Annotated in this window: 14 protein-coding genes; 10 read left to right on the forward strand and 4 right to left on the reverse strand. The window is 69.1% G+C overall.

The window, feature by feature from the left end; all coding sequences use genetic code 11:
* Positions 1-90: 90 nt before the first annotated feature.
* Positions 91-720: a TetR/AcrR family transcriptional regulator gene (locus AC0KXF_RS10980; protein WP_473109224.1), complete on the reverse strand. Its 630-nt coding sequence runs from the start codon at positions 718-720 to the stop codon at positions 91-93.
* Positions 721-962: 242 nt separating this feature from the next.
* Here AC0KXF_RS10980 and AC0KXF_RS10985 point away from each other — a divergent pair, with 242 nt between their 5' ends.
* From AC0KXF_RS10985 to sucD, 4 genes are all read left to right on the forward strand, one after another.
* Complete coding sequence (locus AC0KXF_RS10985) at positions 963-1,940, forward strand: GGDEF domain-containing protein (RefSeq protein ID WP_473109225.1); 978 nt, start codon at positions 963-965, stop codon at positions 1,938-1,940.
* Between the two features lie 4 nt (positions 1,941-1,944).
* Positions 1,945-2,961: a GGDEF domain-containing protein gene (locus tag AC0KXF_RS10990; RefSeq protein WP_473109226.1), complete on the forward strand. Its 1,017-nt coding sequence runs from the start codon at positions 1,945-1,947 to the stop codon at positions 2,959-2,961.
* A 192-nt stretch (positions 2,962-3,153) separates the two neighbouring features.
* Entirely contained in the window at positions 3,154-4,320 is a 1,167-nt protein-coding gene (gene sucC, locus AC0KXF_RS10995; protein ID WP_473109227.1) for an ADP-forming succinate--CoA ligase subunit beta, read from the forward strand.
* Positions 4,321-4,350: 30 nt separating this feature from the next.
* Positions 4,351-5,253 (forward strand): succinate--CoA ligase subunit alpha, encoded by a 903-nt coding sequence (gene sucD / locus AC0KXF_RS11000; protein ID WP_473109228.1) that lies wholly within the window; start codon positions 4,351-4,353, stop codon positions 5,251-5,253.
* 281 nt (positions 5,254-5,534) lie between these two features.
* Here the strand turns inward: sucD and AC0KXF_RS11005 are convergent, their stop codons facing one another.
* Together AC0KXF_RS11005 and AC0KXF_RS11010 are read right to left on the reverse strand one after the other, a co-directional pair.
* Positions 5,535-5,789, reverse strand: a complete 255-nt coding sequence (locus AC0KXF_RS11005; RefSeq protein WP_473109229.1) for a hypothetical protein — start codon at positions 5,787-5,789, stop codon at positions 5,535-5,537.
* 69 nt (positions 5,790-5,858) lie between these two features.
* Positions 5,859-6,869, reverse strand: a complete 1,011-nt coding sequence (locus AC0KXF_RS11010) for an epimerase (RefSeq protein WP_473109230.1) — start codon at positions 6,867-6,869, stop codon at positions 5,859-5,861.
* 243 nt (positions 6,870-7,112) lie between these two features.
* Here AC0KXF_RS11010 and AC0KXF_RS11015 point away from each other — a divergent pair, with 243 nt between their 5' ends.
* Positions 7,113-8,159, forward strand: coding sequence for a hypothetical protein (locus tag AC0KXF_RS11015; RefSeq protein ID WP_473109231.1), 1,047 nt, complete (start codon positions 7,113-7,115; stop codon positions 8,157-8,159).
* A gap of 32 nt (positions 8,160-8,191) precedes the next feature.
* Here the strand turns inward: AC0KXF_RS11015 and AC0KXF_RS11020 are convergent, their stop codons facing one another.
* Entirely contained in the window at positions 8,192-9,061 is an 870-nt protein-coding gene (locus AC0KXF_RS11020; protein ID WP_473109232.1) for a GAP family protein, read from the reverse strand.
* Between the two features lie 108 nt (positions 9,062-9,169).
* On the opposite strand from AC0KXF_RS11020, the gene AC0KXF_RS11025 reads away from it, so the two are divergent.
* The 5 genes from AC0KXF_RS11025 (at position 9,170) to AC0KXF_RS11045 (ending at position 13,917) form a co-directional block, all read left to right on the forward strand.
* Entirely contained in the window at positions 9,170-10,402 is a 1,233-nt protein-coding gene (locus AC0KXF_RS11025) for a sensor histidine kinase (protein WP_473109233.1), read from the forward strand.
* Complete coding sequence (locus AC0KXF_RS11030) at positions 10,389-11,057, forward strand: response regulator (RefSeq protein WP_473109234.1); 669 nt, start codon at positions 10,389-10,391, stop codon at positions 11,055-11,057. The genes AC0KXF_RS11025 and AC0KXF_RS11030 overlap by 14 nt, the downstream gene beginning before the upstream one ends.
* 222 nt (positions 11,058-11,279) lie before the next feature.
* On the forward strand, positions 11,280-12,302 hold the full coding sequence (locus AC0KXF_RS11035) for an aliphatic sulfonate ABC transporter substrate-binding protein (RefSeq protein ID WP_473109235.1): 1,023 nt from the start codon (positions 11,280-11,282) through the stop codon (positions 12,300-12,302).
* Between the two features lie 2 nt (positions 12,303-12,304).
* A complete protein-coding gene (locus tag AC0KXF_RS11040) occupies positions 12,305-13,126 on the forward strand; it encodes an ABC transporter permease (RefSeq protein ID WP_473109236.1) in 822 nt (273 codons plus the stop codon).
* Entirely contained in the window at positions 13,123-13,917 is a 795-nt protein-coding gene (locus AC0KXF_RS11045) for an ABC transporter ATP-binding protein (protein WP_473109237.1), read from the forward strand. Before AC0KXF_RS11040 ends, AC0KXF_RS11045 begins: the two co-directional genes overlap by 4 nt.
* The last annotated feature ends 13 nt before the right edge of the window (positions 13,918-13,930 follow it).

Here is a 13,930-nt window from a genome sequence, read left to right on the forward strand (position 1 = left end):
GCCTGGTGAGGCCGCGACGCGTCGCCCCGAAATGCGATGCATTTCGTAGTGGCTCCGCGTCCCCATCACCAAGGTCGACTGAGCGGCCGCTCACCCGATGAGGACGCGGTAATCCTCCAGTATTCGCTCGAGGTCGGCCTCATCGGCGGAGATATCGCCCTCGCGCTGCATCCACTCGCCCATCTGCGAGGTGATGATGCCGTGCGCGAGCGAGGCCGCCATTGTCGCCTCGCGTGCGGGCGAGCCGAGTTTGGAGTGCTCGGGGTGCGCGAGGAGCCAGGCTGTCGCCGTCCTCGTGATGTGGTGGGCCGATTCGAGCGTGGTGATGAGTGCCAGACGCCCGGCCTCCGGCTGCTCCGCGATGAGCCGGGCCCGCAGACGTGCTACTTCGGTGTTGACGTTGTTGTGGCCGATGGCGGCGAAGATCAGCCGGAGGATGCCGAGTGTGAGGTTGTCGGGGCAGCTGTCGAGCACGAGGAAGGCCTCGTCGCCCTCGGGAATGGTGATCGCGCGACCGACGATGGCGTAGTCGCGGCCCGCGAAGTAGTTGAAGAAGGTGCTGCGGGAGATATCGGCCATCTCGCAGATCGTCTCGACGGTGACGTTCTCCACTCCGTGCTCGAGAGCCAGCTTCACCGCGGAGGTCTCGATGATGTTCTCGGTCATCCGGCGCTTGCGCGCCCGCAACCCCTCGCGCTTCGGGGCCTCGTTCTGCTCCACGTCCACCTCCGTCGTCGCTGACCGCCGGCGAGGGCTCGTGTCGAGCGTGAGACCTTGTCGGCGGAAGCGCTCCCACGATACTCGCCGAGTCTGGGAACCGGCGGTCGGACAGATCGAGAACAGGGTGAATCGAGGTGATGGCGAGGGTGAAAATGCGGAGTTTCCTCCAGACGATATGTGTAACCTGTCAGAAATGCCGATCGGGTGCGCGGCAGGGGGATATGCGGGGGAAAGCGAGAGCTATGAAATGGCTGTCCTCGTTGAAACGACGCCATAATCCGCATTCTCTCTACATCCTGCTCGCGGCTTTGATGCTGGGCCTCACGCTGCTGGTCGACGTGCTCTTCCACCGGGACATGATCAATCCCGCGCTCACGTGGTCGCTTCTGCTGTTCTGCGTGGCGGGCGGCGCGGTGGTCTTCGTGCTGGGCAAGCAGGTGCCGAGGTGGATCGGCATCGTGAGCGTGGTGATCTTCATCGTGGCCCAGACCTTCTACCTCAGCCTCGCAGACGATCCCCAGTCGGTGATCTCCTCGGTGCAGCAGTTCCCGGTGGTCGCGTTCTACCTGGGATGGTTCGTCCGCCCCCGCGTCGCGATTCCTCTGATCCTGACCTGCGTCCTCGTCTTCGGCACGACGATGTCGATGAATCCGCTGCTGTCGCCGACGGGTCCGATCGGGACCCCCGTGGCAGTGCACGCCCTGCTCGCGATGCTCTTCTGCTTCAGCGCCGGAATGTACCTCTGGCGCCGGCAGGTCAGGGCGGCGACTATCGATCCCCTCACCGGCGTCTACTACCGTCACGCACTCATGGAGCGGGTTGAGCAACGGCTCCAGCGGCGCTCGACGCAGAGGGATCCGTTCTGCTTGGTGGCCATCGACTTCGACGACTTCAAGCAGCTCAACGATGTCCGCGGGCATGCCGCGGGTGATGCGGCGCTGTTCGAGACGGCGGCGGCGTGGCGCGCTGCCGTCAGATCCTGGGATGTGATCGGGAGGATCGGCGGCGACGAGTTCGTGCTGCTGCTCCCGCACACGAGGGCGGGCGAGGCCGCGAGGATCGTCGACCGCCTGCGGGAGGGATCGCCGTATCCCTGGTCGGCCGGGATCGCGCAGTCGCGGATCGGCGATACCGCCGAAGCGATGCTCGCGCGGGCCGATCAGGATCTGTATGCGGAGAAGCAGCGGAAACCCGGATGGCGGGTGCGGAACAGTGGATAGCTCGTTGACCTCGATCATCGCGCGGGACACGGACCGGCTCGCAGCGCTCCTGCGACGCTTCGTACGGTGGCAGACGCCGTTCTCCCTGGTGAGCGCCCTGGTGCCGCTGATGCTCGTGATCGTATTCGCGGTCGATCTGCTGATCGGTCATCCGGGCATACAGCGGCGCGCCGTGAGCCTGTGGTTGGTGCTGTACCTGACCGCGACGCTGCTCCCGCTCGTGCTCGGGCGGCGGTATCCGCTCTGGGGCGGCCTCGTGGTGGTCGCCGGGATGGAGGCCTGGTCCAGCTACTTCCTGGTCTTCTCGGATCACAGTCATGCAGAGATCAACGCGCTGCTGGAGCTTCCGCTGGTCGCGCTGTACGTCGCGTGGTTCTACCCGTCCGCCGTCGCGTGGGCCTTCATCATGCTGAGCATGCTGCGCGTGTCGGGCACCCTGATCTGGCACCCCGAACTGGGGACCGGGATCGGGTCACCGGTGATCATGGTCGGATACGCGCTGATCATCATGCTGTTCTGCTTCGAAGGAGCGCGCGCGGTACGGCGACAGCTCACCGCGCAGGCCAACGTCGATGCCATGACAAGCGCGCTGAATCGGCGGGGACTCGCGGAAGTAGGTCCGCGGGCGGTGCGGCTGGCTCGGAGAGCGGGGGAGCCGCTGTCGGTCGCCGTGGTTGACTTCGACGACTTCAAGAGAGTGAACGATCTGGGAGGCCATGCCGCGGGCGACGCCGCACTGCGGGAGTCGGTGAGCGCGTGGTCCGCGATGCTCGGGATGCGAGGGTACCTCGGCAGGGGTCGTGGTTTTGTGGTGCGGCTCGGCGGAGACGAGTTCGCACTCGTCGGGCGCCTCGGGGCAGGTGAGCTCGGCGCGGAGCTGAATCGGCTGCACGACGAGTCTCCGTTCAACTGGTCCTGGGGTGTGGTCGCGGTGCAGCCGGGCGAGGGGTTGAACGAGGCGATCGCGAATGCCGACGCCGAGCTGTATCGCGCCCGGAGGGCGCGTCGGGGCGAGGGGTGATCACGGATCACGGCCCCGATCCTGCTCCTCCGCTCGCCGCGCATCGGTCTCGCCCGGGCTCCGCTCGCCCGGGTCCCGCTCGCCCGGGTCCCGCCCACTCGGCGGTGATAGACTCTCGAACTGGTCGACTTATCTCGACATCGAGACATTTTTGCCTCGGGTAACCCGAAAATCCCAAGCAAAGGACAGTACGTGGATCTGTACGAGTACCAGGCACGAGATCTTTTCGAGCGATACGGAGTGCCGGTGCTTGCCGGCATCGTCGCGGACACCCCCGAGGAGGTGCGCGCGGCCGCCGAGAAACTGGGCGGCGTCGTCGTGGTGAAGGCTCAGGTCAAGACCGGCGGCCGCGGTAAGGCCGGCGGTGTGAAGGTCGCGAAGAACCCCGACGAGGCGTTCGAGGCGGCGCAGGCGATCCTGGGGCTCGACATCAAGGGCCATATCGTGAAGCGCGTGATGGTGGCGGCCGGGGCCGACATCAAGCAGGAGTTCTACTTCTCCGTGCTGCTCGATCGAGCCAACCGCTCGTACCTCTCGCTCTGCTCGGTCGAGGGCGGCATGGAGATCGAGGTGCTCGCCGTGGAGAAGCCCGAGGCTCTCGCCCGTATCGAGGTCGACCCGATCACCGGTATCGACGCGGCGAAGGCCGAGGAGATCGCGCGCGCTGCCAAGTTCCCCGAGGAGCTCGTCGGCAAGGTCGCAGGGGTGTTCGAGAAGCTGTACGAGGTGTACGTCGGCGAAGACGCCACGCTGGTCGAGGTCAATCCGCTGGTGCTCACCGGTGAGGGCGACATCATCGCGCTCGACGGCAAGGTGTCGCTCGACGCCAATGCCGACTTCCGCCACCCCGAGCACGAGGCGCTCGAGGACAAGTCGGCGGAGGATCCGCTGGAGGCCAAGGCCAAGGCTCAGGATCTCAACTACGTGAAGCTCGACGGCGAGGTCGGCGTGATCGGCAACGGCGCGGGGCTCGTGATGTCGACGCTCGACGTGGTGGCGTACGCCGGTGAGAACCACGGCGGTGTGAAGCCCGCGAACTTCCTCGACATCGGCGGCGGTGCGTCGGCTGAGGTCATGGCGGCCGGCCTCGACGTCATCCTCGGCGACCCGCAGGTGAAGTCGGTCTTCGTGAACGTGTTCGGCGGTATCACCGCTTGCGACGCCGTGGCGAACGGTATCGTCGGCGCTCTGAACAAGCTCGGCGACGCGGCGAACAAGCCGCTCGTGGTGCGCCTCGACGGCAACAACGTCGAGGAGGGCCGCGCGATCCTGAACGAGGCGAATCACCCGCTCGTCACCCAGGCCGCCACCATGGACGAGGGCGCCGACAAGGCCGCCGAACTGGCCAACGCCCGCTAACCGACGAGACTCACCGAAAGAAGCAACAGAATGTCGATCTTCCTGAACAAGGATTCCAAGGTCATCGTCCAGGGCATCACCGGCGGCGAGGGCACCAAGCACACTGCGCGCATGCTCGCGGCGGGCACGAACATCGTCGGCGGGGTGAACGCCCGCAAGGCCGGCACCACCGTGACCCACACCGATGCCTCCGGCGCTCAGGTCGAGCTGCCCGTCTTCGCCTCGGTGGCGGAGGCGATGGAGCAGACCGGTGCTGACGTGTCGGTGGCGTTCGTGCCCCCGGCCTTCACCAAGGACGCCGCGATCGAGGCCATCGACGCGGGCATCGGCCTGCTCGTGATCATCACCGAGGGCGTGCCCGTGAAGGACTCGGCCGAGCTGTGGGCGCACGCGAAGGCGACCGGCGGCAAGACCCGGATCATCGGGCCGAACTGCCCCGGCATCATCACCCCGGACGAGGCCCTCGCCGGCATCACCCCCGCTACCATCACGGGCAAGGGACCCATCGGCCTCGTCTCGAAGTCGGGCACCCTGACCTACCAGATGATGTACGAACTGCGGGATCTCGGTTTCTCGACCGCCATCGGCATCGGCGGCGACCCGATCATCGGCACCACGCACATCGACGCCCTCGCCGCGTTCGAGGCCGACCCCGAGACCAAGGCGATCGTGATGATCGGCGAAATCGGCGGCGACGCGGAGGAGCGCGCGGCCGACTTCATCAAGGCGAACGTGACGAAGCCGGTCGTCGGCTACGTCGCGGGCTTCACCGCGCCCGAGGGCAAGACGATGGGCCACGCCGGCGCCATCGTGTCGGGCTCGGCGGGCACCGCGCAGGCGAAGAAGGAGGCCCTCGAAGCCGCCGGCGTGAAGGTGGGCAAGACCCCCACCGAGACCGCCGAGCTGCTGCGCGAGGTGTACTCGGCGCTGTAGGCGCTGCTGCGCTCTATGCGCTGCGGTGCGAACGGACGGAAACGGCTCGGATCCCTCGGGATCCGGGCCGTTTCTGCGTTCTCGTGCGTTCGGGCGGCCTTGTCCCTCGGACTGTCTTGTGCCTCCGGGGCGTCGTGACCCGCCGCTGTGGCCCTACTTTGACGTTTCGCCGCCGAGATACGGGTTTCGCAGGCCGATTCGCAGATCCGCATGCGAAATTCGCCTCTCGACGGAAAGCCGGGGCGGAGGAAATGGCCTCGCCTTATCGGGCGTCGCTGGGATCAGTATTCTTCGAGCAGGATCAGGTGGAGAGCCGCCTTCTCACGGCGCCGACGCGGTTTGATGTGCAGGATCCGTTTCGGCAAGGTGCCGCGCTGGCAGAGGTAGCAGGCCTTCGAATGCGAAACTTCGCGATCGCCGCCTGTGCGGACGACGGGCACCCGTCCGCCGTGCCCTTCCCGTACTGATCGGTAGGCCCGGTAGAAATTGCGCTTGGTGCTACGGCTCATGGGCGTCTCCGGGGTGTGACTCGCCACCTAGGCAAGATTCAATTGTAAGCAGAGTTCAGCAAACCTGGGCAGGCTCGAGGCGCCTCCTGCTCATCACTATTTCACCGAGCGATCGAAGCTCTCCCGCAGAGCTGGTTCCAGATCGGGGTACGCGAACTCGAACCCGGCCGCCTCGAGGCGTGCCGGCAGCACCCATCGGCTCTTGAGCACGAGCTCGCTCTCCGTGCGGATCCCGATCGCGCCGATCTCCAGAGCCCAGCGCGGCGTTGGCGGTCCGATCCGCGCGCCCAGCACCCGACGCACCGCCGCCATGAACTCGCGGTTGTCGACGGGGTGCGGCGAGCTGACATTGAGCGGGCCCTCGAACTCGGGATACCGCTCCAGGAAGTCGAGCACGCGCGCCACATCCTCGATGTGCACCCAGCTGAACATCTGGTGCCCGCGACCGGTGCCGCGCGCGTGAGCCGTGCCCGCTGCCCGGCGCGCTCGGCTGACCGGCCACCAGCCGTCGTACTGCGGGCCGCCGAGGCCCAGGCGAGCCAGCGCGCGCAGCGGGCCCAGCACACCGCCGTGCCCGAGCACGATCGCGCTGCGCAGGGCTACTCTGCGTGTGCCGGGTAAGTCGTCGCGGAAGAGGGCGCGCTCCCACGTCTTCGCGACGTCGACGGAGAAGCCGGCTCCGATCTCGCCGTCGTCCTCGGTCATGGGACGATCCTCGGCATGCCGGTAGATCGTCGCGGTCGCCGCATTGGCCCAGAGCGGCGGGGGTGTCTCCGCGACGGCGATGGCTCGCGACAGCTCAGCGGTGGTCGCGAGGCGGGAACGGAAGATCTCGGCGCGGTTCTCAGGGGTGTACCGGCAGTTCACGCTCTTCCCGGCGAGCCCCACCACGAGGGCGGCCCCATCGACCGCCGCGGCGATCCCGCGCTCGTCGCCCCAGCGCAGATCGGCGCCCGAGCGCCCGATCGTCACGACCTCACGGCCGGCCTTGCGATAGCGGTCGGCGAGATAGCGCCCCATGAAGCCACCGGCCCCTCCGATGACGACGCGTCCGGGCGGCCGCTCGGGAGTCGGCTCTGAGTCGGGGAAGTGCGGGTGCGCGGTCATAGCGCCAGCCTATGCGAGAGCAGCGGGCGGAGAGACGGCACCGGGTATATCGGGGCCGAGAGGAGATAATCGCATGCGGGACCGCGGTCGGAGCTGCGAAATCCGTATCTCGACGAGGAATCGAGCGTTCCTCATGACAAGCTCGGGGAACAGGGTCCTGCGACGCGCAAGGGTGCGCAGGATGACGGCTTTGAAACAGCCCTGGTCACGCCTCTGCACCTGGCGCTCACTACACTGGAGCCCATGAACCAACCCCAGGGCGCCCACCTCGTCGGCAGCATCAACTTCGACGATGCCGAGACCACGATGCGCACCGCGGCCGAGCACCTCGGCGCGCATCTCAAGCGCATTCCCGACGGCGAGGTGGGGGAGCGATTCCACTGGATCGCCTTCCAGCCCGACCGTCTGGGCCGCACCCCGGGCATCGAGCGCGTGGGCGATACCCCGATCCCGTTGCGCATGCTCGATATGCGCCCGGTGCGGATCGCCGAGGGCGTCTCGGTCGATGAGCTCGAACTCGCGCCCCTGGGGTACGCCGAGGCCGCGCTCGAATCCTGGGAGGTCTTCGCGCGCCTGAAGCGCGAGGGCGCGATCCCCGGGCACATCCGGTTCCAGGTGTCGCTGCCGACCCCGCTCGGGGTGGTGGGCAGTTTCGTCCGAGCGGAGGATCGCGCCGCGTTCGAACCGGTCTACGAGGCGGCGCTCGCCGCCGAACTCGACCGAATCCTCGGTGCTATCCCTCACGATGAACTCGCGATCCAGTGGGACGCGGCGCTCGAATTCGCGATCCTCGAGGGCAGCAGCTACGCGGGCAACCGCTACGAGTGGTTCGACGACGTGTGGGCTGGTACGAGCGAGCGCCTCGCGCGCCAGATCGATCGGGTTCCCACCGAAGTCGAGGTGGGCGTGCACCTCTGCTACGGCGACGTCGCTGAGAAGCACTTCGTTGAGCCCGCAGACACGGCGAATCTCGTGCGCTTCGCGAACCTCGTGGTGGAGGCCGCCGCGCGACCGCTCACCTGGCTGCATCTGCCGGTGCCGATCGAGCGAGACGACGCCGAGTACTTCGCCGCGCTCGAGACGCTGGCGATCCCGCAGCAGACCGAGCTCTACCTGGGGCTCGTGCACCGCGAGGACGGCGTCGAAGGCGCGGGGCGGCGCATCGCAGCCGCGCAGCAGCACGTCTCGCGCGTATTCGGGGTCGCCACCGAGTGCGGGTTCGGTCGCGCGCCCGAGGGCACGACGGTGCCGCTGTTCGAGACGCATCGGGCGGTCTCCGCCGCGCTGTAGGCGACGGGGACGCGACTCCGGTTGATCCCGGCTCAGCCGATGAACGGCAGATCGAGTCCGAGCTGGGTCGCACCTGCGCGGGCCAGCAGGAACCCGATGATCCCCAGAATCCACGCGGTGTTCTCGGCGCCCGTGCGCTGGAGCCAATCGGTGAGACGCTGCAGCGGCCGATCGACGGCCCGGGCCGCGACCACCCGGGCAGTGAGCAGCAGTAGGGCGGGCAGGATCATGACGAGGCAGTAGCCCGCGAGCATCGCGAAGCGGCTCGGCATGCCGAGCGGAGCATCCGCGATCAGGGTCATGCCGATGAGATAGGGGAGCATGCCCGCGATCTCGGCGAGTCCCGCGGCGAGGGCAACTCCCATGACCGCGGCGCGGCTGGTGCCGTCGGCGAGCAAGCGCTCGCGCCAGCGGAGGAGCCGGCCGCTCGGCTGGGCCGGTGCTCGCTCGGCCCCCGCCGCTCCTCGCGATGGCCGATGCTGCTGCGCACCCGCGTCGCTCTCGGGGCCCGCCCCGGTGCCGTCCGCCGCGACCGCGGCGAGTTCGACGGCGGCTCTGCGCTTTCGGGAATCCGAGATTCCCATCAGGATCCCCGCCGCGAGCAGGGCCACTCCGGCGACGAAGAGCACCGTCTGTCCGAGCACCGAGTCCAGGAACTCGCGGCCGACATCGATCACGTTGACGAGGCCCAGGGTGAAGAGCACGCCGATCACGAGGTAGAAGAGCGTGATCGTGCCGAGGTACAGCAGGATCCTGGCCACCTTCGGCCTGCCGGGCGCGATGAGGAAGAACAGCGGGATGAGCAGCGTGCCGACGCTGAGACCGTCGAGCAGGGCGAGGATCGCGAGCGCGAGGGGGAGCGGTACATCGGTGAGGACGGGAAGCTGGGCGGAGACGAGCATGCTGCCACTCTCGCGTGCGCGCCTCGTGCGCCGCATCGGCGGAAAGCCCGAGTGCCCCTCATACTTTGGTCGGAGAGGAATGTCGGTGGTGCCTGATTGGATGGGAGCATGACCATCGACACCCTGCAGCCGCGCGGCGTACTGCGCAGGATCGCGGATCGCCCGGCGGCTCTCGCGGCGCTCTACCTGCTGCTCGCCGTCGTGCTCGCGGCGCTGGGCTGGTCGGGGCTGTGGAGCGTGTTCTCGCTGCTACCGGATCGGGTCTCGCCGTGGTGGACGCTGGTGACGGCATCGGCGGCCTGTTCGCTCCTGCCGCTGCGGCCCCGCGCTCCCGGCGTCGCGACCCTGGCTGCAGCGGTCGTCTTCGTCGCGGATCTGCTCACGGTCGGCGGTCTCGTTCCCCTGCTGGTGCTGCTCGATCTCTTCGACGCGCACATCGTGCGACTCGGCCCCGAGCAACGCCGAAGACTCCTCGTCGTCCTGGTGCCGAGTGCGCTGGCGCCGCTCGTCGTAGCCTTCGCGCTCTCGGGCGATCTGCGCGAGGCGGTAATGGTCGGCATCCAGTTCGGCGCCCTCGTCGGGATGGCCTACTGGTACGCGAACTTCAAAGCGCAGTCGCGCGAGATGGTCGAGCTGTACCGACAGCGCGCCGAGGACGCGGCCCTGCTGGCAGAGCTCGATCGGGCGTCCGCGGTGCGGAGCGAGCGAGAACGCATGGCGAGAGAGCTGCACGACGTCGTGGCGGGTCACGTGTCCGCCGTCGCAATCCGCAGCGAGGCGGCGCTCGGCCTTCCTTCGGACACAGGCGATGCGGAGGCCGCGCGCGGGGCGCTGCGAGCGGTGCGCGACGCGAGCCTCGAAGCGCACGGCGCTCTTCGGTCGATGATCCGGGTGCTGCGTACGGGGGAGCAGGATCTCGCTCCGCCGGGGCGGGCGGATCTCGCCGACCTCGTCGATGCCGCCAACGGTGCGGGAGTCACGGCGACGCTCAGCGATGAGTCCGCGGCCGAGCTTCCGACGCCGGTCGACCAGGCGATCGGCAGCGTCGTGCGGGAGGCGCTCGCGAACTGCGTGCGGCACGCCGCGGGAGCGGAGGTCGAGGTGAGGGTGACCGCGGCGTACGATGAGGCGCGGGTCGACGTGGTGTCCCGCGGCGGCGCTGCGCTCGCGCGGCCATCGCTCGAGGGCAGCGGGATGGGGATCGCGCTGCTGCGAGAACGGGTGCTCGCGCTCGAGGGCGAGCTCTCGGCCGGCCCCGAGGGCGAGGGCGTGTGGGCGGTGCGGGCGCGTCTGCCGGTGCCGGTTCGGCCGAGCGAGGGGATCCTGCATGAACGGAACTGACGGTGCCGCGCCGAGGGTGGTGCTCGCCGACGACCACGGCATGATCCGCGAGGGGCTGCGCATGATCCTCGAGTCCCACGGCATCCGCGTCGTGGGCGAGGCCGGCGACGGTGCGGCCGCGGTCCGCAACGCTGCTGCGCTGCGCCCCGACGTCGTGCTCATGGATCTGCGCATGCCCGGCGTCGACGGTGTCACCGCCACGCAGCGGATCGTGGCCGAGGGCAGCTCCGAGGTGCTGGTGCTCACGAGCTTCGACGAGGATGAGCTGGTGTTCGACGCGATCCGTGCGGGCGCGGCGGGGTTCCTCTTGAAGACCACCGAGGCGGCGCCCCTCGTGGAGGCCGTGCGGCGAGTGGCCGCGGGCGAGGGCGTGCTCGACCCGAGGGTCACTCGGCGAGCGCTCGCGGCGCTCGCCGAGGCCCCTGCGTCGCCGGAGCCGGTGCCCCTGCCGGGCCTCGACCAGCTCACAGCGCGCGAGCGCGAGGTGCTCGCCGCAATGCGCGCCGGCGGGTCGAATGCAAGGATCGCGGTGCAGCTCGGGATCTCGGTGCCGACCGTGAAGACGCACGTGTCGAGCATCCTCGTGAAACTCGGCGCCGAGAGCCGGGCGCATGCGGCGGCGCTCGCCCGCGACGCCCCGCTCGACCCGCGCTGAGCCCGCGGGCGGTGGGGCCGACGTCGCTGCCCGCGGACGGGCGACTGCGACCCGGCGTCTTCTGCCCGCACCTCCGGGATCCGGCGTTCCGCGCCTGCCGTAGAATGGTGGGGTTGCGCGGGCAGAGCCGCGCGCTCTCGCCGATCCTGAGCTCGGCGATCCGCCGAACCGACCTGCCGTCCCGCACCGACCGGCCGCCAGGCCCGCCCCGAAAGGACCCCCGTGACCCGCCGATTCCTCCGTTCGCTCTCCGTCACCGCCGCAGCGACCGCGGCTTTGGCCCTCGGCCTCACCGGCTGCGCCGGAGGCACGGGCGCCGACTCCGGGGAGAAAGGCGCAGCAGCCTCAGGCGAGACGATCCGCATGGGTACGCAGCCCTGGCTCGGCTACGGGCAGTGGTACGTGGCCGAGGAGCAGGGCTTCTTCGCGGATCGCGGCGTCGAGGTCGAGCTGTCGAGCTTCAACGCCGACGCCGACGTGAACGCGGCGCTCGCCGCCGGCCGCCTGGACATGGCGAACGTGGGCGCGCAGGCCGCGCTGCAGTTCATCGAGCAGGGCGTCGACGTGTCGATCGTGCTCATGCTCGACTCGGCCACCGAGGCCGACGCGATCATCGCGGGCGACGGAGTGTCGAGCGTCGAGGATCTCGCGGGTAAGAAGGTCGGCTTCGAACGCGGAGCGACGAGCGAGATCCTGCTCGCCGAGGCCCTCGAAGAGGCCGGCATGAGCTTCGACGACATCGAGACGGTCGAGCTCTCGGCCGACAAGGTGACCCCCACCCTCGTCTCGGGCAGCATCGACGCGGGCGTCACCTACGAGCCCTACATCAGCGAGGCGCTCGGCTCGGGCAAGGGCATCGGCACCGTGGCCACGGCGGGCGAGTACCCCGGCCTCATCACCGACGTGCTCGTGGTTCGCGACGAGGTGCTCGAGCAGCGACCCGACGAGGTCACCGAGGTGCTCGCCGCCTGGGACGATGCGGTCGCCTACTACGCCGCGAACACCGACGAGGCCCGCGACATCATCGCGACTGGCGTCGGCACGGACGCCTCCGAGCTCGAGACCGCCTTCGACGGCGTGCACTTCTACTCCCTCGCAGAGAACCGCGAGCTGCTGAGCGGAGAGTACCTCGAGGAGACGCTCCCCGCGCTCATCGAGGTGGCGAAGCGCATCGGCCTCGTCTCGGGCGACGTCGACGCCGCCAGCGCGATCCGCACCGGCTTCCTCGGGGAGCCCGTCGACTGAGCATGGCACCCTCACCCAGCAGCGCCCCTCGCCGTCGCAGGCGTGCCCGCGTCGCCTCACCCCTGGGCCGCTCGGCCTACCTCGCGACCGCGGTGACGACGTTCGTCGTGCTCATCGCCGTGTGGACGGCTGTGAGCGCGAGCGGGCTCGTCGATCCCATGTTCCTCCCGGGGCCGGGGGCGGTCTTCGGCGCGCTCGGCGCCCAGGCGGCGAACGGCGAACTGTGGAGCGACATCGGGGTGAGCTCGTTGCGCATCGTCGTCGGCTTCGTGATCGCCACCGTCATGGCGGTGCCGATCGGCACCCTCATGGGGGTGAACGCGAGGATCGAGGCCGCGCTCGAGCCGCTCATGGACTTCATCCGGTACATGCCGGTCGTGGCATTCGTGCCGCTCACCATCGTGTGGGCCGGCATCGAGGAGAACCAGAAGTTCCTCATCATCTGGATGGGCACCTTCTTCCAACAGGTGCTGATGGTCGCCGACGCGGTGCGCCGCACACCCCGCAACCTCGTCAGCCTGGGCGAGACGCTGGGCCTCAGCTGGATCCAGCTGCTCACCCGGATCGTGGTGCCGTCGGCCATGCCGCGCATCTGGGACGCGCTGCGGATCACCCTCGGCTGGGCGTGGACCTGGCTCGTGGTGGCCGAGCTCGTGGCGGCCTCGAGCGGCATGGGCTTCAGGATCACGGTGGCGCAGCGCTTCTTCCAGACGGACCTCATCATCGGTTACGTCTTCGTGCTGGGGCTGCTGGGCCTCGTGCTCGATCAGGTGATGCGAGCCGCCGGGCGTCGGATGTTCGCGTACCAGGAGGGACGCTCATGAGCGGGCAGGATCGGGCGAGGGCTCCCAAGCTGCGCATCGGCGGTCTCGTGAAGCGCTTCGGCGCGGGCGGAGGCGCCGTGACCGCTCTCGAGGGCGTGGATCTCGAGGTCGCCGAGAACGAGTTCGTCTCGATCGTGGGAGCCTCGGGGTGCGGCAAGTCGACGCTGCTCTCGCTGGTCGCGGGTCTCGAAGAGCCGACCGAGGGCACGATCGAGGTGGACGGGCGCGAGGTCGTCGGGCCGGGGCGGGATCGCGGGGTCGTGTTCCAGCAGGCGACCCTGATGCCGTGGCTCACCGTGCAGCAGAACGTGGAGTTCGCGCTGCGGGGGGAACCCGGGCTGACGCGCTCGGAGCGGGCGGATCGCGCCCGCGAGTTTCTGCGGCTGGTGGGGCTCGAGGGCTTCGAGCGCTCCTATCCGGCGCAGCTCTCGGGCGGGATGCAGCAGCGGGTCGCCCTGGCGCGCTCGCTGAGCTACGGCCCGGACATGCTGCTCATGGACGAGCCCTTCGGCGCACTCGACGCGCTCACCCGGCGCACGATGCAGGAACTGCTGCTCGAGGTATGGGAGCAGCACCGGCTCACGGTGCTGCTCGTGACGCACGACATCGACGAGGCGGTGGTGACGAGCGATCGTGTGGTCGTGATGAGCCCGCGGCCCGGTCGCGTGCAGCGAATCATCGACGTGCCGATCCCGCGCCCGCGCACGCTGGCCTCGGAGCGCACCCCCGAGTTCCAGGGGCTGAGCGACGAGATCCTCGCGCTCATCCGCGTGCATCCCGCAGCCGAGTGAACGGCGTCCGCGA

It is taken from the genome of Leucobacter holotrichiae (assembly GCF_055791005.1).

Bases quoted from the DNA above. Each gene is read 5' to 3' on its own strand.
- AC0KXF_RS11020 (WP_473109232.1), bottom strand. From the start codon at position 9,061: ATGCTCGTCTCCGCCCAGCTTCCCGTCCTCACCGATGTACCGCTCCCC.
- sucD (WP_473109228.1), top strand. From the start codon at position 4,351: ATGTCGATCTTCCTGAACAAGGATTCCAAGGTCATCGTCCAGGGCATC.
- AC0KXF_RS10985 (WP_473109225.1), top strand. From the start codon at position 963: ATGAAATGGCTGTCCTCGTTGAAACGACGCCATAATCCGCATTCTCTC.
- AC0KXF_RS11045 (WP_473109237.1), top strand. From the start codon at position 13,123: ATGAGCGGGCAGGATCGGGCGAGGGCTCCCAAGCTGCGCATCGGCGGT.
- AC0KXF_RS11040 (WP_473109236.1), top strand. From the start codon at position 12,305: ATGGCACCCTCACCCAGCAGCGCCCCTCGCCGTCGCAGGCGTGCCCGC.
- AC0KXF_RS11025 (WP_473109233.1), top strand. From the start codon at position 9,170: ATGACCATCGACACCCTGCAGCCGCGCGGCGTACTGCGCAGGATCGCG.
- AC0KXF_RS11015 (WP_473109231.1), top strand. From the start codon at position 7,113: ATGAACCAACCCCAGGGCGCCCACCTCGTCGGCAGCATCAACTTCGAC.
- AC0KXF_RS11010 (WP_473109230.1), bottom strand. From the start codon at position 6,869: ATGACCGCGCACCCGCACTTCCCCGACTCAGAGCCGACTCCCGAGCGG.
- AC0KXF_RS11030 (WP_473109234.1), top strand. From the start codon at position 10,389: ATGAACGGAACTGACGGTGCCGCGCCGAGGGTGGTGCTCGCCGACGAC.